Origin of the sequence: Polynucleobacter sp. 78F-HAINBA, assembly GCF_018882325.1 — a bacterium.
Lineage (GTDB): Bacteria > Pseudomonadota > Gammaproteobacteria > Burkholderiales > Burkholderiaceae > Polynucleobacter.
Map to the genome: position 1 here is coordinate 1 of NZ_JACVOQ010000004.1, position 19430 is coordinate 19430.

General features: G+C 45.9%; 20 protein-coding genes. 8 read left to right on the plus strand and 12 right to left on the minus strand.

Annotated elements, in window-relative coordinates:
* On the plus strand, window positions 1–96 hold a 96-nt coding region (locus tag ICN11_RS05060; protein ID WP_216217816.1), incomplete at its 5' end, for an IS3 family transposase.
* A 72-nt stretch (window positions 97–168) separates the two neighbouring features.
* On the opposite strand, the gene ICN11_RS05065 is transcribed toward ICN11_RS05060, so the two are convergent.
* Entirely contained in the window at window positions 169–1188 is a 1020-nt protein-coding gene (locus ICN11_RS05065; protein WP_215387118.1) for a 2-dehydropantoate 2-reductase, read from the minus strand.
* A 101-nt stretch (window positions 1189–1289) separates the two neighbouring features.
* Window positions 1290–2705, minus strand: coding sequence for a sodium:solute symporter family protein (locus ICN11_RS05070; protein ID WP_216229451.1), 1416 nt, complete (start codon window positions 2703–2705; stop codon window positions 1290–1292).
* A gap of 108 nt (window positions 2706–2813) precedes the next feature.
* Between ICN11_RS05070 and ICN11_RS05075 the strand changes: the two genes are divergently transcribed.
* The gene (locus tag ICN11_RS05075) at window positions 2814–3803 is read left to right on the plus strand and encodes a squalene/phytoene synthase family protein (RefSeq protein ID WP_216229452.1); all 990 of its coding nucleotides are present in this window, start codon (window positions 2814–2816) and stop codon (window positions 3801–3803) included.
* Here ICN11_RS05075 and ICN11_RS05080 read toward each other — a convergent pair.
* Entirely contained in the window at window positions 3800–4294 is a 495-nt protein-coding gene (locus tag ICN11_RS05080; protein ID WP_216229453.1) for a methylated-DNA--[protein]-cysteine S-methyltransferase, read from the minus strand. The genes ICN11_RS05075 and ICN11_RS05080 overlap by 4 nt on opposite strands.
* A gap of 117 nt (window positions 4295–4411) precedes the next feature.
* Between ICN11_RS05080 and ICN11_RS05085 the strand changes: the two genes are divergently transcribed.
* Genes ICN11_RS05085 through zapD form a run of 6 tightly spaced genes read left to right on the plus strand, consistent with a single transcriptional unit; the run spans window position 4412 to window position 9737 of the window.
* Complete coding sequence (locus tag ICN11_RS05085; protein ID WP_216229454.1) at window positions 4412–5701, plus strand: HlyC/CorC family transporter; 1290 nt, start codon at window positions 4412–4414, stop codon at window positions 5699–5701.
* Window positions 5698–6768, plus strand: coding sequence for a GspE/PulE family protein (locus ICN11_RS05090; protein ID WP_216229455.1), 1071 nt, complete (start codon window positions 5698–5700; stop codon window positions 6766–6768). Before ICN11_RS05085 ends, ICN11_RS05090 begins: the two co-directional genes overlap by 4 nt.
* Window positions 6769–6773: 5 nt before the next feature.
* The gene (locus ICN11_RS05095) at window positions 6774–7832 is read left to right on the plus strand and encodes a type II secretion system F family protein (RefSeq protein WP_216229456.1); all 1059 of its coding nucleotides are present in this window, start codon (window positions 6774–6776) and stop codon (window positions 7830–7832) included.
* Window positions 7832–8332 (plus strand): A24 family peptidase, encoded by a 501-nt coding sequence (locus tag ICN11_RS05100; RefSeq protein ID WP_370623602.1) that lies wholly within the window; start codon window positions 7832–7834, stop codon window positions 8330–8332. The genes ICN11_RS05095 and ICN11_RS05100 overlap by 1 nt, the downstream gene beginning before the upstream one ends.
* Window positions 8287–8949: a dephospho-CoA kinase gene (coaE, locus tag ICN11_RS05105; protein WP_216863148.1), complete on the plus strand. Its 663-nt coding sequence runs from the start codon at window positions 8287–8289 to the stop codon at window positions 8947–8949. Before ICN11_RS05100 ends, coaE begins: the two co-directional genes overlap by 46 nt.
* 35 nt (window positions 8950–8984) lie before the next feature.
* Complete coding sequence (zapD, locus tag ICN11_RS05110; protein WP_216229457.1) at window positions 8985–9737, plus strand: cell division protein ZapD; 753 nt, start codon at window positions 8985–8987, stop codon at window positions 9735–9737.
* Here zapD and ICN11_RS05115 read toward each other — a convergent pair.
* The 9 genes from ICN11_RS05115 to secA all read right to left on the minus strand — a co-directional run bounded on the left by ICN11_RS05115 (window position 9734) and on the right by secA (window position 19428).
* The gene (locus tag ICN11_RS05115; RefSeq protein WP_216229458.1) at window positions 9734–10150 is read right to left on the minus strand and encodes an NUDIX domain-containing protein; all 417 of its coding nucleotides are present in this window, start codon (window positions 10148–10150) and stop codon (window positions 9734–9736) included. The two genes, zapD and ICN11_RS05115, sit on opposite strands and share 4 nt — an antisense overlap.
* 13 nt (window positions 10151–10163) lie before the next feature.
* Window positions 10164–11024, minus strand: a complete 861-nt coding sequence (locus ICN11_RS05120; protein WP_216229459.1) for an ATP-binding protein — start codon at window positions 11022–11024, stop codon at window positions 10164–10166.
* Window positions 11025–11035: 11 nt separating this feature from the next.
* Entirely contained in the window at window positions 11036–12271 is a 1236-nt protein-coding gene (gene argJ / locus ICN11_RS05125; protein ID WP_216229460.1) for a bifunctional glutamate N-acetyltransferase/amino-acid acetyltransferase ArgJ, read from the minus strand.
* 38 nt (window positions 12272–12309) lie between these two features.
* Entirely contained in the window at window positions 12310–12621 is a 312-nt protein-coding gene (locus ICN11_RS05130; protein WP_216229461.1) for a hypothetical protein, read from the minus strand.
* A gap of 4 nt (window positions 12622–12625) precedes the next feature.
* Window positions 12626–12880, minus strand: coding sequence for a MoaD/ThiS family protein (locus ICN11_RS05135; protein ID WP_216229462.1), 255 nt, complete (start codon window positions 12878–12880; stop codon window positions 12626–12628).
* Between the two features lie 9 nt (window positions 12881–12889).
* Window positions 12890–14146 carry an NAD(P)/FAD-dependent oxidoreductase gene (locus ICN11_RS05140; RefSeq protein WP_216229463.1) on the minus strand — a complete coding sequence of 419 codons (1257 nt, stop codon included), beginning with the start codon at window positions 14144–14146 and terminating at the stop codon, window positions 12890–12892.
* Between the two features lie 10 nt (window positions 14147–14156).
* On the minus strand, window positions 14157–16004 hold the full coding sequence (locus tag ICN11_RS05145; protein WP_216229464.1) for an aldehyde ferredoxin oxidoreductase family protein: 1848 nt from the start codon (window positions 16002–16004) through the stop codon (window positions 14157–14159).
* An 18-nt stretch (window positions 16005–16022) separates the two neighbouring features.
* A complete protein-coding gene (locus ICN11_RS05150; protein ID WP_216229465.1) occupies window positions 16023–16499 on the minus strand; it encodes a 4Fe-4S dicluster domain-containing protein in 477 nt (158 codons plus the stop codon).
* A gap of 163 nt (window positions 16500–16662) precedes the next feature.
* Window positions 16663–19428, minus strand: a complete 2766-nt coding sequence (gene secA, locus ICN11_RS05155) for a preprotein translocase subunit SecA (protein ID WP_216229466.1) — start codon at window positions 19426–19428, stop codon at window positions 16663–16665.
* Window positions 19429–19430 lie beyond the last annotated feature (2 nt).

Genomic DNA, 19430 nt, shown 5'->3' on the forward strand with positions numbered 1-19430 from the left:
GAATATATCCACTACTACAACCATGATCGGATCAAACAAAAACTAAAGGGATTGAGCCCAGTGCAATACCGAACTCAATCCCTTCTGGTAACCTAACTAAACTGTCCAACTTTTGTGGGTCAGTTCAATTAGTGGTGAGGGTTTTTTAATACTCAAAACTGTAGATACTTAGTAGCCTGAAACAGATGGCAAGGCCAAACTTCCTTTGGAGGCCTGAACATTCTCATCAAGGTACTTCGTTAACGCAAAGACCGTATTGAGGCAAGGCGTCGGTGTTTCGGTGATCTTGCCAAGCTCGATCACAGAACCCAATAAGGCATCAATCTCCAAACTACGACCTGCTTCCAAGTCTTGCAACATCGATGTTTTGTGTTTGCCAACTTTTTCAGCGCCTGCAATACGACGCTCAATATCCACGCGGAAAGTCACGCCCAATTTCTCAGCAATAGTTTGTGCTTCAGCCATCATGTTGCGTGCCAACTCTTTAGTAAGTGGGTATTGGCAAATGCCCTCCAATGTCCCATGCGTCAAAGAGCTGATTGGATTGAAGGTCATATTGCCCCACAACTTCAGCCAAATTTCAGAGCGGATGTCTTCTAGGATTGGTGACTTAAATCCAGCAGCCGACATCATCTCGGACATCTTCTGAATGCGCTCAGTCTGCTTGCCATCCAACTCACCCAATGGGAAACGATTGCCCTCAACGTGACGAATCACGCCAGGAGCTTGGGTAAAGGTAGCTGGATACACTACGCAACCAATAATATTGTTTGGATTAATTGCATTCTTAGCAACACCACCAGCGTCGACTGTTTCAACGGAGTGATCTTGATAGTCGCCACCCAACTTCTGGAAGTACCACCAAGGAATTCCGTTTTGCATCGGAATCAAAATAGTTTCTGGCCCCATGATTGCAGCAAGATCTTCAATGATCGGCTCAACTTGATGCGCCTTCACAGCCAAGATCACCACATCCGGAGTTTCCGCATCCCGAATTTTTTCAACTGCTTTTACCTGTGCCACTAAAGGCTCAGGTTGGTCATCCATAATTAATGCGAGGCCGCGCTCTTTTATTGCAGCCAATGTGGCACCACGCGCTACAACCGTGACGTCATTGCCAGCTCGCGCCAACATGACAGCAAGGTAACCGCCAATTGCGCCCCCTCCACCGATCACACAGATTTTCATAAGAACTCCATAAAGATAAGAAATTTTGAATTAATGTCATTTTAGAGGTGAATATTTTGCGGTGCAACAAAATATTGTGCCTAATATTTAAGCAATATAAATTAACTCGCAATCAATCTGGCACGGGGCACTAAACCACCCAAAAGCATGCCGGCGATGCTGGCTAAAAGGCCCGCTAACTGAGGGGGGAGAATAGCCTGAGGGGCAAGCACTTCACAGCTAATCCAGACAACGAGGCCGCAAACGACCGATAACAATCCACCCAAGGAATTTGCCCTAGACCAGTACACCCCAAAAGCCAGTGGTACAAAAGCTGCAACCAAAGTCACTTTGTAAGCGTTCTCAACCATCTTAAAAATCGATAAATTAGAGTTGATAGCAAAAAAAGTGACTACCAGAGTGAAGCAGAGCACAGTAATTCGCATGACCTTCAACAAGTCTTGATCAGATAGGTGCTTAAAAAAGCCGCGCACAATGTTCTCAGCAAAAGTGACCGAAGGTGCGAGCAATGTCGCACTGGCACAACTCTTGATAGCTGATAGTAGGGCACCAAAAAACATCACCTGAGCAATAAGTGGTGCGTGATTCAAAATCAGCTTGGGCAATATCATTTGTGGATCTGTATATAAATACTGCTTCACTAGATCTGGACTAATGATGGTTGCAGAGTAAGCCAAATAAAGTGGAACAAATGCGAAGACAAAATACAGTACTCCACCCAACAAAGCAGCTTGCACTGCAATGTTCACATTCTTAGAAGATGTGATCCGCTGAAACACATCTTGCTGCGGAATAGAGCCCAACATCATCGTGCATAAGGCGGCCGTAAAGCCAAGGATAGAGGCGAGATTCATCTCGGGCCAGAAGTTGGAAAACTGGCCAGCAGCGGCTGCATGCTCAAACACAACACCAACACCTCCAGTTTGAGCTGTTATCTCGCCGCCGATATAAAGCATGCCCACCACAATGATGATCATCTGGATAAAGTCGGTAATTGCTACTGACCACATGCCACCAAAAAGCGTATAAATCAGGACACTACCAGCGCCAATTAACATGCCGGCCGTTTGTGTGATGCTGCCGTCAGACACAACATTAAAGACAAGTCCCAAAGCTTTAATCTGCGCAGCCACCCATCCCAAATATGAAACCACAATACAGAGGGTTACCAAAACCTCTACGGTGCGGCCATATTTCTCCCGAAAGAAATCGCCGATGGTGAGCATGCGGCGGTTATAGAGATGACGAGCAAAAAAGAGTCCGACTAAGATAAGACATAAGGAGGATCCGAAAGGATCCGAAACAATCCCACCAAGCCCCTCCTTTAGAAAGGTGGCTGGGATACCCAAAACCGCTTCGGAGCCAAACCAGGTAGCAAAGACTGTGGCGGTAACGACAGGCAAAGGAAGGCTATGGCCTGCTGCGGCAAAGTCAGCAGTGTTTTTGACCCGTAGCGCAGCCCAAAGACCAATGCCAACAGATACCACCCAATAGATGATGACAAACCAAATCAACATCGCCTAATTTCTCCTTCAGGAATTTGGTCAAATTATATGACCTTGTTACTTATGGCATTTAATCAATAAGAGCCAAATTTGGGCGGGCTGGTCTGACATAATTCATGGGTGAATTCCAGCGCACACCCCAAACAGAACTCCAATAGCGATCTAGCCTATCAAAAGGCGATTTTGGGTTCCGTATCGCGTACTTTTGCACTCACCATCCCACTCCTACCCCCAGCAATTGAGGTTGTGGTTGGCAACACCTATTTACTATGTCGAATTGTCGACACTATCGAAGATGCAGCCGAACTCAGCCCGACAGAGAAGCAAGGCTTATCTAAATTATTTTTAGAGGCAGTTCTAGGCGCGATTCCGGTGGAAGATTTTGTAACCCCCTGCCTAGATACATTGAAGGATTACTCCAATATCGATGAGCTCGATTTAATTGCGCACACCCCCACCGTTCTTCGCATTCTGCATACCTTCCCAGACAAAGATCAGGCAGCCATTAGTCGTTGCGTTTCAATTATGTCCAATGGCATGTCCCATTTCCACGGAAGACAAACGCAAGCAGGGCTAAAAGACCTCGCAGAATTTGAGCAGTATTGCTATGTGGTGGCTGGCGTAGTTGGTGAACTGCTCACCAGCATCTTTAGCAACTACTCCATTGAGTTTGCAAAGCAAATTAAAGGCCATGAGCAGTTAGCAATCGCCTTTGGTCAGGCCCTACAAATGACTAATATTCTGAAAGACTCACCAGAAGATCGTGCACGCGGGGTCTCCTGGAAACCAGCGTCAATGAGTCAAAATGAGCTGCTCAAGATTTCCTACGAAAAGCTGCAAGACTCTATGAGCTACATTCTACTGATTCCAGAAAATGAAGTGGGCATGAGACGCTTCTGCCTTCTTGCTTTTGGCCTTGCGGTCATGACGCTTGAAAAAATTACCACTAGAAAAGAATTTAGCAATAAATCTGAAGTGAAGCTTTCTAGAAATACCGTTTGGGTGTTCTATGCCTTTACAAAAATTGCCGCAAGTAATCCACTTCTGATGAAAGCGTTCTTTTACGTAAGCTCTAAGCAACTCAGAAAACTGTCGGCAAAGAATCTTTAAAGCGCACCCTCATGCTTTAAGAGCCAAGCTTTGATCTGGCGATAAAAACCGGGGGCATCTTCCTTCATAAAACCCCCAAGACCTTGCGCTGAAATAATCCGATGGCAGGGGGTTACCAGGGGATAGGGATTTGCGCCGCAAGCTGTCCCGACTGCACGCGGACCACTTTTAATGAGTTTTGCGATCTCACCATAGGTGCTCGTCTTCCCGACTCCAATGCCTTGAGTAGCATTCCATACCTTTTGCTGGTGAATTGTTCCTGCAGGCTTCAGCGGAACATCAAAAACTGAAAAAGCGTCTTTGAAATACTGATCGCACTGTTTTGAGAATGCTTTAGCCAGCGCATTTCTCGGGGCGATTAAAGCAGTATCTAGAGGTAAATAATCTATTTTTGAGATCATCAAGCTGCCGTCTACCAACTCTGTTTGTACGCCTAGCCGTCCAAAAGGGGCTGATATCACGCAATACTCAGTGGATGTAGGGGTGGGCATGAGGAAGATTCTGACACATATTGAAGGATAAATTCAGGCAGGATTCCGAGGTAGCTATAGCTAGTGAAATGGCACTTTGCTATATTGGTTGTTCCTTATTCTTTGCAGGCATAACTGATGGACACCTTTTTTGATGATTGGCCCTTTATTGGCCAAGTCGCATTAGTCCTATTTTTACTCGCACTATCCGGCTTCTTTTCCATGGCCGAAACCAGCATGCTGTCTTCCAATCGCCACCGCCTGCGTGCAATGGCTAATGGTGGGAACGCTGGAGCTGCGCTTGCAGAGAGACTATTAAAGCGCATTGATTCACTGCTTTCAGTGCTGCTGATCTCTAACAACCTCATCAATACGATCTTGCCGATCTTAGTTACCGGCATTGCATTACATATTTTTGGCGATAGCGGGCTAGTGCTGTCGATTGCCACTTTAGTCGTTGCACTACTCATCATTATTTTTAGTGAAATCACACCGAAAGTGATCGGCGCAGCTTTTCCTGAAAAAATTGCCAGCAATGTTGGCTGGTTCATTCTTCCTCTCACCTTCATTCTTAAGCCGCTACTCTGGTTCATTAATAGTTTTGTATCAGGACTGATGAAGATCTCCGGATTACAAACATCAACCGATAACAGGGTGATGAGCAAAGAAGAATTGCGAAGCTTAGTTCTGGAATCCAACCGATTTGTTTCCGCCCATCATCGCAATATCTTGCTCAATCTTTTCAATCTCGAAAATATTTTGGTTGATGATGTGATGACGCCTCGCTCCAAGATTGAGGTATTGGATCTCTCAAGACCTATTGGTGAGGTGGTTGAGCAATTAGAAACCTGCTATCACAACAAATTGCCGGTATGCGATGGCGACTCTGAGCGCATTGTTGGTATTCTGTCTGTAAAGAAAGTGCTCTCCTTGCTTGGTGACGCAGAGCTTCATCACGAAGACTTCAGCTTATTGCTAAATGAGCCCTACTTCATTCCGAGTGGGACGCCCGTTCTACAACAGATGCAATTTTTCCAGGATAACCAACAACGCTTAAGCCTGGTTGTGAATGAGTATGGTGAAGTGTTAGGCCTAGTAACCTTTGAAGATATTGTTGAGGAACTGATTGGTGAATTCACCACCTCATTCTCTAATCTTTCCAATGATCCTCATTGGCTAGCTGATGGCACTTACCTTGCAAGCGGCACTGCCTCATTGCGAGATTTAAATCGCCTGCTAAACCTTGATCTTCCACTCGATGGACCACGCACCCTGAATGGCCTTATTTTAGAAAAGCTCGAAGCGATTCCTGATTACGATGTCAGCATTCGCATTGCTGGTGTGGTGATGGAAATTGTTCAGTTTGATGAGCATGGCGTAAAAACAGTGAAGCTGTACCGGCCCCTCACTCAAGAAAATCAAGATTGAGCGAACTGTTACATGACTCTCACATTATTCGAACCTGGCATGAAATCGCTGTTAATGCATTAAATAGTCGGTCTACGGATATTCATATTGAGGCAAGGCCTCAAGAGACCGTAGTGCGCACCAGAATAGATGGTCGCCTCACATTACAAAACCAATACCCCATTGATCTGCATGAGCGATTAATTACACGCATCAAAATATTGGCACGTCTTGATATTGCAGAGAAACGTGTACCTCAAGATGGGCGCCTTGTTATTGGCCATGACTTTAGCCACCCCAATATTGATTGTCGGGTATCGATTCTTCCTACCTTGCATGGTGAAAAAGCAGTTATCCGGATTTTGCCAAGCCGCCTCGAAGAGCTAGCTTTAGATCGGCTTGGCCTATTACCAGATCAACTAAAAATAATCCAAGAGGCCATTAGCCAAACTAATGGCTTGATTCTAGTAACGGGGCCGACTGGCAGTGGCAAGACACGGACCTTATATAGCTGCTTGAGCACACTAAACCAAGTGCAACGCAATATTTGCTCCGTTGAAGATCCTATTGAAATCCGACTTCCTGGAGTCAATCAAGTTGCCTATCACCCAAAGGCGGGATTAGACTTTCCTGCAATCATTCGCGCCCTTCTGCGCCAAGATCCAGATGTCATCATGATTGGTGAAATACGCGATTGCGCAAGTGCGCAGCTTGCTATCCAGGCCGCACAAACGGGGCACTTAGTGCTAAGCACCCTTCATACTCGTAATGCTATTGGCGCTTTATGCCGACTTAAAAGTCTCGGCATAGATCAAGAGTCTATTGAATCCTGTCTTCGTTGCGTCAGCTCTCAACGATTAGTTCGAAAACGCTGCAAACAATGCAATCCAACCCCGAGTAAAAAATCTTGCGAGCTTTGCAAGGGGTCTGGATATTTTGGTCGCATTGGTGTTCATGAAGTTTTGGGAAGCGAGCACTTGTTTAATTCAGCTCCAGCATTAGATATTTACACAGCAGGAATGCAATTGTTGAAGTCCGGCTTTATAGATCAGATATCGCTAGATTCTGAGCTTGGCACTTGGCATTAGCCCAAATGTTTATAACCAGAAAGCTCAGCAAGTCTGAGCAATTGCATTTTGCACAACAAATGCTCGCCCTCATTCAGGCTGGACTTCCCTTGCTCAACGCTATTCAGCTATTAATCCAGTCAGCGCCAATATCCTGGAAAATGTGGCTAGAAGACATTCGTCAGCAGCTTCAAAAGGGTAATAGCTTTTCTTTTTGCCTCAGCGCACAAAACGGAAAATTTTCTCCAGAGTTTTCTAACCTCATCAGAGTGAGCGAAAGAACGGGCGATCTTAGCTTAGCGCTGAAGACAATCTCACAGCAACTAGAGGCTCAGATTGAGCTACGAAGAAAAGTGCAGCAGTCACTAACCTACCCTGTAATCACTTTAGCCACTTCTTTTCTGCTCGTGCTGGTCATGATGATTTGGGTTGTGCCTGTATTCAAAGAAGTCTTTGGGCACTTTAACGCGGAACTTCCAGCGCCAACTAGAATCCTCATCTCCATATCCACAGGTGTCCAAAGCTACTCGGTAGAAATAGCACTTGGCACGCTCGTGATAGCTGCAAGCTTTGTGTATACCTGGCTAAAATCTAGCGCACTCCAAAAATACTGTGATGCCCTCTTGTTACGCATTCCGTTTTTTGGCAATCTTTTTAGACTAACAACACTTAGTCATTGGTGTCGAACTTTAGGGCATCTTCTGGAGACTGGTTTACCGCTACCAGACGCGCTGAGAGTGACTGCACAATCATCTAATCACTGGGTGAGTCACGACTTTAGCGCTGAGATATTTAAACACCTCACTCGGGGCTGGCCTTTGGGTGAATCACTCAAGCGAGCAGACCCTAAATCAAGAATTCTTGATGTGGAAACCTTGTTACTGCTGCACATTGGTGCTGAAAGTGGTGCGTTGGCTGAGATGTTAAATAAGCGCGCTACTACCCTAGGCTCACAGTTAAGCAGTCAACTCAATGCGCTTAGCCAAAATTTGGAGCCTGCACTGATTCTTTTTGTTGGCGCCATTATTGGTAGCTTAGTCATAATCCTATATCTGCCCATCTTTAATTTAGGACAAATCGTTTAGTGGATCCCAACATAAGTATCTGGATCATCAAATCTCTGCTGATGCTGGCTTTGATTTATTTAGCCTATATTGATTGGCGCACTCTCCGCCTTCCGAACGCCATTACATTCCCCTTGATTATTTTGGGTATTACTTTTAACTGGTTCTCAGACCTGCGCTTGACTGCTCCAAGCTCAGCACTCCTTGGAGCGTTCCTAGGATATGCATCACTGTGGGCATTGAATGCCGGTTATCGTCTTCTACAAAACCGAAATGGCATTGGCATGGGCGATGCCAAGCTCTTGGGAGCACTGGGCGCTTGGTTAGGGGTGAGCTCTTTACCCAGCATTCTCTTGATAGCCTCGGTTACAGGAATAGCGGGTGGCATTATCTGGCTTAAATGGCGAGGCCATCAACTGCAACAGGCTTTTCCTTTTGGCCCCTTTTTAGTGATTGCTGGCATTATTGAATTGTTATGGCCTCAACTCATTTCAACCTTCATTCTGCCCAAGCTGGTTTAAAAGCCCTAAAGGGGGAAATTCCTTTAATTGGCTTAACTGGCGGCATTGGGTCTGGCAAAACCGCAGTTAGCGACTTGCTAGGTGAGCTTGGGGCGGGGATTATTGATACAGATCTGATTTCTCATCAAATTACCGCCCCCGGTGGAAAAGCCATTCCATTGATTGCAAAGGCATTCGGGGCTGACTTTATTGATCCCCAGGGTGCTCTTATTCGCTCAAAAATGCGGACCCTAGTCTTCGAAAATCCCGGCGCCCGCAAAGTGCTAGAGCAAATTACCCACCCCTTAATTCAAGAAGAAACTAGCGAACAAGCATTTGAATTGGCCAAGTCTGGTGTGCCTTATCTTGTTTTTGTGGTCCCCTTACTCATTGAGTCTGGCTCTTGGGTAAACCTCATTGACTATCTTGTAGTGGTGGACTGCCCAGAGGAAGTCCAAATCCAAAGAGTGATGCACCGCAACAATATGACCCGCTCAGACGTGGAAAATGTTCTAAAAGCGCAAACTAGCCGTAATGCCCGACTAGCAGCCGCTAACACTGTTATTGAAAATCAGGGCAGCCTGGATGCACTCAAATCAGAAGTTCTAAGCCTGCACCAACAATTGCTCAAAATTTAGGAAGAGCCCCTGAGTTCGTCATAGAATATAGGCTTGTGATTGTCTACGAATACCCTTTCAATGAACTAGTTCGAAGCATGCTTCGACTGGAGTATTTGTTCGCCCGCTTTAATCACTTTCTTCGATCCGATGATCCTGAGCTACATCACAATGCAATTGCGATGTTGTTTGACTTAGGCGACATTGGCTCTCGAGGTGATATCAAATCGCTCTTACTCAAAGAATTTGAGCGTCAGAAATATGCCCTGAATGGTTTAAAGTCTTCCCAAAAAGTAGACCAAGAGGCTCTGACACAAACACTGTCTGAAATTGATAAAGCTGCACTCAATATCAATCAATCGATGGGCAAGCCAAATTCAGCGATTACTGAGAGTGAGTGGCTCAATGCCATTCGCACGCGATTAAATATTCCAGGTGGAACTAGTCCGATTGATTTGCCGAGCTACCATGCTTGGAAAAACACTCCCTCAACTCAACGCAGAGAGTTGTTAGAAAAATATGTTGCACCACTTTTGCCATGGCATGAAGCTTGTCAAATTTTCTTGAGATTGTTGCGTCAGTCTGGCGAAGCAAAAGATGTTGTTGCACATCAAGGCTCTTATCAACAAGCACCATCTGGTAAGGTCTATCAATTAATGCGCATTACTGTAGAAGATGACTCTCTCTTCTCAGAAATCAGTGCTAACAAATATTTACTGTCGATTCGTTTTTTAGAGGCGGATGGAGATAAAAAACCTCAAGTCATCAATGAGGATGTGCCCTTCAGACTTACTCTCTGCCAGCTCTAAACCTTTAGGAGCTTGAGTTTTTCCAGCATGGGCCATGCTGCCGGTAATAAAGGCTCCACCGTAGGAAGTGCATCACCAAGCAACTGCCAAGACAGTGCCTGACCTTCACACCCCTTAGGTATTCCAGTCCATTTGCGAATAATGCTCACATGCAGGCGGACGTAAGCATGCGGATAGTCATGCTCTAAAACAACTAGATCTTCACTAGACTCAATATCAATTCCAAGCTCTTCCTGTAATTCGCGTTTCAGTGCCATGAAAACCGATTCACCGGCTTCTATCTTTCCACCCGGAACTTCCCAGTAGCCTGCATAAGGCTTACCTTCTGGTCGTTGCCCCAGAAGATAGCGCCCCTCAGCATCTAATAAGATTCCAGCAGCAACTTCTGTAACAGGGCGATTTGAGTCATTCATGAGTCGTCAATGATTAAGCGGTATGCGAACCAGCCCAGTGCTTAGCAAACTGCCAAGCCACACGACCAGATCGTGATCCACGCTCTAGGGCCCAAACCAGTGCTTCAGCTCTAGCACCATCAATCTGCGCATCACTCAAACCAAAATGACGCAGCCAATGAGCAACAATTTCTAGATACTCATCTTGCTTTGGTGGGTAGAAAGAAAGCCACAATCCAAAACGCTCTGAGAGAGAAATTTTTTCCTCAACCACTTCTCCCGGATGAATTTCTCCATCATCACCATGAACATAGCCCTCGTTGTCCTTCATATATTCAGGCAAGAGATGGCGACGATTGGAGGTAGCGTATATCAAGATGTTGTCGACTTGAGCGGATACAGATCCATCTAATGCAGACTTCATTGCTTTATAGCCAGATTCACCATCTTCAAATGAGAGGTCATCACAAAAAACAATAAAGCGCTCTGGCCGATCAGCCAATAAATCCGTAATGTCAGCCAAGTCAGCTAAATGCTCTTTTTCAACCTCAACTAAGCGCAAGCCCTGGCTAGCAAACTCATGCAAACTCGCTTTAATGAGTGATGACTTTCCTGTGCCACGTGCACCAGTGAGCAAAATATTATTAGCAGGCTTTTTCTGAATAAAGTTTTTTGTATTGTCACGAATAGCATCGCGTTGACGATCGATATTCTTTAGATCATCAAAAGAAATATCGGCAACATGTTTAACTGGCTGTAAAAAACCAATGCTTCCAAAAATACTATCGCGACGACGCCATCTGAAAGCAGTCGAGGATTTCCACTGCTCTTCAGTTAACGCTTTAGGTAGAAATGTCTCAAGATGACTTAAGAGCTGCTCTAGTTTTTCATTCATGTAACGAGTTCCTATGAGCGGTAATCAGCATTAATGGAAACGTAGTCATGCGATAAGTCGCAAGTCCACATCATCTGCTGTGCTGATCCGCGGCCTAAATTGATCTTGATGGTAATTTCCGGGGCCTGCATGACTCTTTGTCCGTCAGCCTCTTGGTAATCAGGGTTACGGCCACCATTCTTAGCAACCCACACATCTCCAAGCCACATTTGCACTTGATTAACGTCAAGGTCGGTAATGCCAGCATAGCCAATCGCAGCCAGGATGCGGCCTAAATTAGGATCGCTGGCAAAGAAGGCGGTTTTTACTAAAGGTGAGTGGGCGATTGCCTCTGCAACTAGGCGACATTCTTCTTCAGTCTTGCCGCCTTGCACATCAATCGTAATAAATTTTGTTGCTCCCTCACCGTCTCTCACAATCATTTGAGCAAGCTTGCGCGCGAGATCAATTAATGCGGTTTGAATGAGTCCATAACTAGCATCGCCAGCAGATTGAACCTGCACCGCTGATTGGCCAGTCGCCATGATGATGAATGAATCATTAGTCGAGGTATCACCATCAATCGTAATAGCGTTAAATGACTGATCGGCAATTTCTTGAGTTAGTTTAGAGAGCAAGCCAGGTGCAAAACCAGCATCAGTTGCAATGAATCCCAACATGGTCGCCATATTCGGATGAATCATTCCTGCACCCTTGCAAATACCAGTGATAGTCACAGGTCCAGCAGGAGTCTCTACCGTCATGGATGTAGCTTTAGGCTGGGTATCCGTAGTCATGATGGCCTCTGCCGCATCAAACCAATGGTCCTCACCTAGATTGGCCACAGCTTTCGGTAAAGCAGAAATCAATTTATCAATTGGAAGTGGCTCTAGAATCACACCAGTTGAAAACGGCAGAATTTGTTCTGGATTGAGCTTGAGCTCTTTTGCTAACTCAGCGCATGTTGCTAAGGCATCTTGCATACCCCGCTCACCAGTACCTGCATTGGCATTACCAGTATTGACCACCAAGGCACGAATCTCACCCTTGGAGCCATCTAGGGCCAAATGCTCACGGCAAACCTGAACCGGTGCAGCACAGAAACGGTTTAAAGTAAAAACACCGGCAACTTGTGAGCCAGGAGCCAAAGTCATCACTAATAAATCTTTGCGATTAGCTTTTTTGATTCCAGCTTCAGCGATACCCATCTGAAAACCTTTAACAGGCTTTAGTTGGTCTTTTTGGGGGAGTGGTAAGTTAACTGTCATTTAAGAGTCTGATACAAAGGGTTTTAATAGGAAGGGTGTTATCCACCACCTCTCCGAGTATAAAGATCAAAGCGATCTAGTATCGACTCAATCTGCTCGGCAGAAAAGGATGCATCGAATGTTATTCCGAGCTCTAGTACCGGAATACGTAAAAGGGCAATGTTGCGGCTTTTTAAAGTAGCCCCCTGCATCAGAATCCGAGCGGACTCCCTAGCAAGAAGCTTCTGATCATCAACCATAAGCGAAGTTTGTGGGTATAAATCCCCCAAAGCTTCGGGCAGCCAGCGCATCAAATCTTCTGGAGTACACCCCATCTCCCGCCTGACAACAGAAATTTCACTACCAGACAAGGGATTAACCGCCCGCTACAGGAGGGCAAATGGCTAGAGCATCATTTTCCTTGAGAACATAAGAAAAACGCTGATCTGGATTTATATAAACCCCATTGACCATGACCAAATGAGCTGATTTGCTGGGGATTTTGTAAAACTCAATCATGTCCCCAATAGTACTTCCGTGAGGAACGACGATATCAGCCTCAATCCCATTCTTTTTGGAGGGTGGTAGATAACTTGCCAAGCTGGCAAACAACTTCAAAGTAATTTGCATGCTTAAAGCTTAATTCATCCAAGCCGATTGTGCTTGCCCTTTTGCTAAGTAAGCTTCCATTGCTTGTGTGGGGTCACGTAATAAATGTGACTTCCATTCGCCTAGTCGAGTCTTTGATTGAATGAGGCCGCGCAACACGCCAATGTGATCAGTATTCCCAACGCAAGTAGCTCCAACCAATACATCTCCCAAAAACTCCAATCGGAGATATTTGAAGTGCTCACGATCTACGATTTCTACATGCTCGCCATCTTTTGCGCCAGCCCACAATCCAAAAGAAGAGGATATGAGTCCCAGCGTATCCAGCACGTTAATTTGGAGCGCCCCTAGGCTTTCGGCATCTCCGCCAGTCATCGCAATACCAGCGATTCGAGCTTGATCTGCTGCATTAGGCTGAATAGCATTAACAATTCGCTGTCCTGTTGAAAAATCGATACCCTCAGCAACATCTCCTGCAGCATATACATCTGGATGGGATGTTTGCATGCGCTCATTTACTAAAACGCCAGTCAACAAATCAAGGCCTGAATTTTGAAGACATCCAATATTTGGCTTGACTCCCGTTGCAGAAATCACGAGGTCTACCTCTAGGACTTTGCCATTAGATAGCTTAACGCTGAGAGCCGAGCCAGAGGAAGAGATCTCCTCAACTCGAGTGCCAGTAAAAACATCAACGCCCTTGGACTGAACCCATTCTTTGATCATTCCACCCGCCAGCCCAGTCATCATTCTGGGCACCATGCGATCACCCATTTCCACCACAGTAAGCCTCACATCGCGGCTAGCTAGAGCTTCCAAAATAATGCAGCCAATAAAACCCGCTCCCATCTGAAGCACCCGAGTACCTGGCTTAGCAAGGGACGCAATAGCCCTGGCATCGCTCATAGTCCAGCAAGAATGTACTCCCGGCAATTGAATACCTGGAATTGGCGGCTGCACGGGGACGGAGCCAGTTGCAATCAACAGCTTATCGAAAGAAACTCGAGCGCCGCCTTGAAGGAGCAACTCTTTAGCCTTGCAATCAACTGAATCTACGTGGCCGTGTACCTGCTCAATCTTTAATTTATCAAAATGCTGAGGATCTTTGCGTAAATAGGTTCCTGATTCTTGGATATTCCCCATTAACAAATAAGGAATTGCCATCCTTGAATAAGGGGGCACGTCCTCCGAACCAATCATGATAATTTGAGCGGAAGGAGAACGCTTGCGAATAGTCTCCGCAGCAATCACTCCTGCGGGTCCGTTACCTAAGATGACGTGCTTCATCTAAAGAATCTTAAAGGCCAAGACGTTTAAGTGTTTCTGCACTCGGACGGCCCTCAGGATCCCAACCTCGAATCTTGTAATACTCAGGCAGCATTTTATCTAGACCACTCACAGCACCTTTACCAGGGCCAGTTTTTGCTGCTTCTGTCATGAGGCGCTTCGGTAATTTATCGTCCTTATTGGTGAAGCCCGCACGGTTATTAAAGTCGCGCTCCATATTCCAAATACGCTCACCAATCATAGTCAAGTTCTCTACCGTAAACTCATCTCCACATGCCGCTTGTAACTGCGGCGCCACATCAGCAAGTGTCCAAGCAAAGCTCGTAAAAATACAAATCCCTGCCGAGTCAAATGCAGCAGTTGCATCTTGGAATGCTTTCACTAACTCTGGCTTGCCTTGCGTGTCCGCTGGCTCAGTCTTCACTGGAATGCCCAACACCTCAGAGGCAATGGTATATCCACGTAAGTGACATGCCCCCCGGTTTGAGGTTGCATATGCCAAGCCAATACCTTGAATCACTCGACCGTCATAGGCTGGAAATTCTTGACCCTTAACACTCATGGAGAGATCAGGCTGACCATATTTTTTGGTCAAGCGAGCAGAACCAAGTCCGAGCTCTTTTCCAAAGCCAACACCATTTGCAGTAATTTCTGCGAAGTAGCAAAGTGCTTTAGCGGAGCCAAATGGAGCTTCAATACCTAACTGCTCTTTAGTTAGGACACCCATCTCATACATCTCCATGACGGCACCTACGGTTGCGCCAAAGGAAATTGGGTCAAAGCCATCTTCATTGCACAACATGTTGGCAAACTGCAAAGCCTCCAAGTCATTCACGCCATTTGCCGCACCTAAAGCCCAAGCAGCCTCATACTCCAGGCCACCCGAGGCATTCATGTATTGCGGTTTATTTTCAATCGAGAAATGTGTGTCATCAATCTTTGAGATTCGACCGCATGCAATGGTGCATGCAAAACATGCCTGATTCGTTACTAGCTGAGCCTTGCCATCAGATGCACGCGGCGTCGCCATTGCTTCAGCAGAAATATCCTTGGCCCCATCAAATTGAACATCCTGGTGATTACGAGTGGGTAATGCTCCTACCTCATTAATCACATTCATCAATACTTGGGTGCCGTACGTTGGCAAACCTTCTCCAGTCACACCATTACCAGCCAACACTGCCTTACCAGCGCGGGTTGCCTCCATAAAGGCTTTAGGATTCTTAATATTGCCGACACCTTTTGTGCCTCGAACTGCAACTGCTTTTAAGTTTTTACTGCCCATCACTGCGCCTACGCCAGAGCGTCCAGCCGCACGATGCAAGTCATTCACGATTGCAGCGTAAAGCACTTCATTTTCACCAGCACGTCCAATACAGGACACCCTAATTTGTGGGTCTTGATGCTTGGTCTTAATTGCAGGCTCTGTTTCCCAAACAGTTTTGCCCCATAGCTCGGTAGCATCTATAAGCTCGGCTTTGTCATTCTCAATAAATAAATAAACCGGCTTAGGTGATTTGCCTTCGACAATCACCATATCCCAACCAGCCATCTTCAGCTCTGCACCCCAATATCCGCCCGAGTTAGAGCAGGCAATGGCTCCAGTCAGTGGACCCTTGGTCACCACCGTATAACGGCCACCAGTTGATGCCATCGTGCCAGTCAGAGGGCCGGTCGCCCAAATCATTTTATTTTCAGCAGAAAGTGGATCTACCTTGGGATCCAATTCTTCAACTAAATACTTTGATGCCAGGCCTCGAGAGCCCAAATATTCTTTAGCCCACTTCATATTGATTGGCTCTGAGACACAAGTGCCCGCAGTTAAATTAACGCGTAGTAATTTTCCAGCCCATGACATGATTTTTTCCTATGCTATTTAATTGGAGCTATTTTGATTGCCGAGCTTGTCCGCCCATTCACGCATTTTGTCTAAACCCGTCCAATCGGCATCTACATAGGTAATAGCCTGGGTTGGACAAGCAGTTGCACAGGCTGGATCACCACCACATAAGTCACACTTCTGAACCTTGCCAGTGTCTTGAACATAGTTAATTGTTCCAAAAGGGCAAGAGATCGTGCAAACCTTGCAACCCACACAAGTGTCATCAGAAACAACTTTAGCTCCAGTAAGGATGTCTAAACTAATCGCATCTACCGGACAAGCTTGAAGGCACCAAGCCTCAGAGCACTGTGTGCAGGTATAGGGAACTTTTTTACCCGTGTCATGAAATTCAAACACCTTGATTCGGGACTTGGAGGTATTAAACACTCCATAGTGCTCATAACTGCAAGCCATCTCACACTGAAGACAGCCTGTGCATTTATCTGCATTGATGTGCAGGGACTTTTGCATACCGGTTCCTTTTGCTCATAACTGCAATTTCTTGCATATAAGAAAACATCATCAGCGATCTTAGGGCATCTAGATAGCTAGGGAAAGCCCTAGATAGTGAACTGAATAGAAAATGGAGGCCTAAGCCTCCATTCAAATTGAATGCTGCAGGATTACAAGCTACTTAAGCCAAAGCCCCGCAGCAGTTCTTGTATTTCTTGCCGCTACCGCAGGTGCAAGGATCATTGCGACCGACTTTAGGGCCAGCGCGCATTGGAGCAGGAGCAATTTCAATTGCTGCACCACGGTCCCCAGTTGAACCAGCGACCTCAAGATCTGCATCAGCATGCTGATACTGCACATCTGAGAGCTTGGCCAAATCTTCATTCATCGACTCAGAGGCTTCGTCCAACTCACTTGCACTACGAATCTGTACAGTCATGATGCTTTTCACAACATCATTCTTGATGACACTAAGCAATTCACCATAGAGCTCGAATGCTTCGCGGCGGTATTCTTGTTTTGGATCCTTTTGAGCATAGCCACGTAAATGGATGCCTTGACGCAAATGATCCAAAGCAGCTAAATGTTCACGCCAATGCGTATCTAAGCTGTAGAGTAAAACTGAGCGCTCAAATCCTGCAAAAGATGCACGTCCAGAAAGCTCTACTTTTGCATCGTAAGTTTCTTTTGCAGCCTCTAATACACGATCAACAATCTGCTCATCGTCCATAGATGCAGCATTTTCAACCCAATTTTTCAGGTCAACTGTTAAGCCCCAGTCACTGGCCAATACATTCTCTAGGCCAACTAGGTCCCACTGCTCTTCCATCGATTCCAAGGGAACATATAAACCGCAAATGCCACGCAAGACATCTTCACGCAAATTGGCAATCAACTCACCAACATCGGCGCTTTCAAGAACTTCATTTCTTAAGCGATAAGTCTCTTTACGCTGATCGTTAGCGACGTCGTCATACTCCAACAGTTGCTTACGAATATCAAAGTTACGGCCCTCAACCTTACGCTGAGCAGACTCAATTGAGCGAGTCACCATACCAGCTTCAATTGGTTCGCCATCCGGCATCTTGAGACGATCCATGACTGCACGCAAACGATCCCCAGCAAAAATACGCAAGAGAGAGTCATCTAGAGAAAGATAAAAACGGGAAGAACCTGAATCACCTTGACGACCAGCACGACCGCGAAGCTGATTATCAATACGACGGCTCTCGTGACGCTCTGTACCAATAATGTGCAAGCCACCCGCAGCCAATACTTGATCATGCAAGCTTTGCCACTCATCCTGCAAGGTCTTAATCTTGGCTGCTTTTTCTGCATCAGATAGACCAGCATCCGCTTCAATTAAAGAAGATTGTTTGCCAACGTTTCCGCCTAAAACAATATCTGTTCCGCGACCAGCCATGTTGGTGGCAATGGTGATCATCTTTGGTCTACCAGCTTGAGCAATGATCTCTGCTTCGCGAGCATGCTGTTTCGCATTCAATACTTGATGCGGCAATTGACGCTTATCTAGTAAACCAGCAATTAATTCTGAATTCTCAATCGAGGTTGTACCAACCAATACAGGTTGGCCGCGTTTGTAGCAATCCTCAATATCTTTAATTACCGCATCGTAGCGTTCACGTGATGTCTTGTATATCTGATCTTGACGATCTTTTCTTTGGCTGATGCGATTTGGAGGAATAACTACAGTCTCAAGGTTGTAAATCTCCTTGAACTCATACGCTTCGGTGTCTGCAGTACCGGTCATACCAGCCAACTTGCCATACATACGGAAGTAGTTCTGGAAGGTAATTGTGGCTAGCGTCTGATTCTCATTCTGAATCTGCACGCCCTCTTTAGCCTCAACGGCTTGATGCAAGCCATCGGACCAACGACGACCCTGCATTAAGCGGCCTGTGAACTCATCAACAATAATGACTTCACCGTTCTGAACAACATATTGTTGATCACGGTTGTACAGAGTATGCGCACGTAATGCGGCATACACGTGATGCATCAATGTAATATTTTGCGGAGCATATAAAGAGTCGCCATCATTCAAAGCGCCAAGCTCAACTAAAACTGTCTCCGCCTTATCGTGACCACGCTCTGTTAAATAGACTTGCTGAGACTTTTCATCAACCCAGTAATCACCTGGCTTTTCAACACCAGTGCCGTCTGCTTTTTCTTCACCAATTTGGCGCTCTAAGTAAGCAGGCAATGCATTAATCTTGATATACAAATCAGTATGGTCTTCAGCCTGACCAGAAATGATTAATGGGGTGCGCGCCTCATCAATCAGAATGGAGTCAACCTCATCAACAATCGCATAAGCTAAGCCACGCTGAACACGTTGACCCAAGTCTTGCACCATGTTGTCGCGAAGGTAATCAAAACCAAACTCATTATTGGTGCCGTAGGTGATATCAGCTGCATAAGCTTCTTGCTTAGTCGTGTGATCCATCTGCGATAGATTGACACCAACCTTCATGCCTAAGAAGTTATAGAGCGTTGACATCCACTCAGCATCTCGCTGAGCTAAGTAATCATTTACCGTGATGACATGAACACCTTTACCTGTTAAGGCATTCAAATACACAGGAAGCGTAGCGGTTAAGGTTTTACCTTCGCCCGTTCCCATTTCAGCAATCTTGCCTTGATGCAATGCAAGGCCACCCATCATCTGCGCATCAAAGTGGCGCATCTTCATCACTCGTGAACTTGCCTCACGAACTACCGCAAAAGCCTCAGGAGCAATATCATCTAATGACTCACCCGCAGCCAAACGCGACTTGAACTCAGCAGTTTTTGCTTGCAGTGCGGCATCATCCAAAGCTTGCAGGCTAGGCTCGAAAGCGCTAACTTTGGCAACTACTTTGCGATACTGTTTTAAGAGGCGGTCGTTACGACTGCCGACCAGGGTTTTAAGAAGACCGATTACCATGG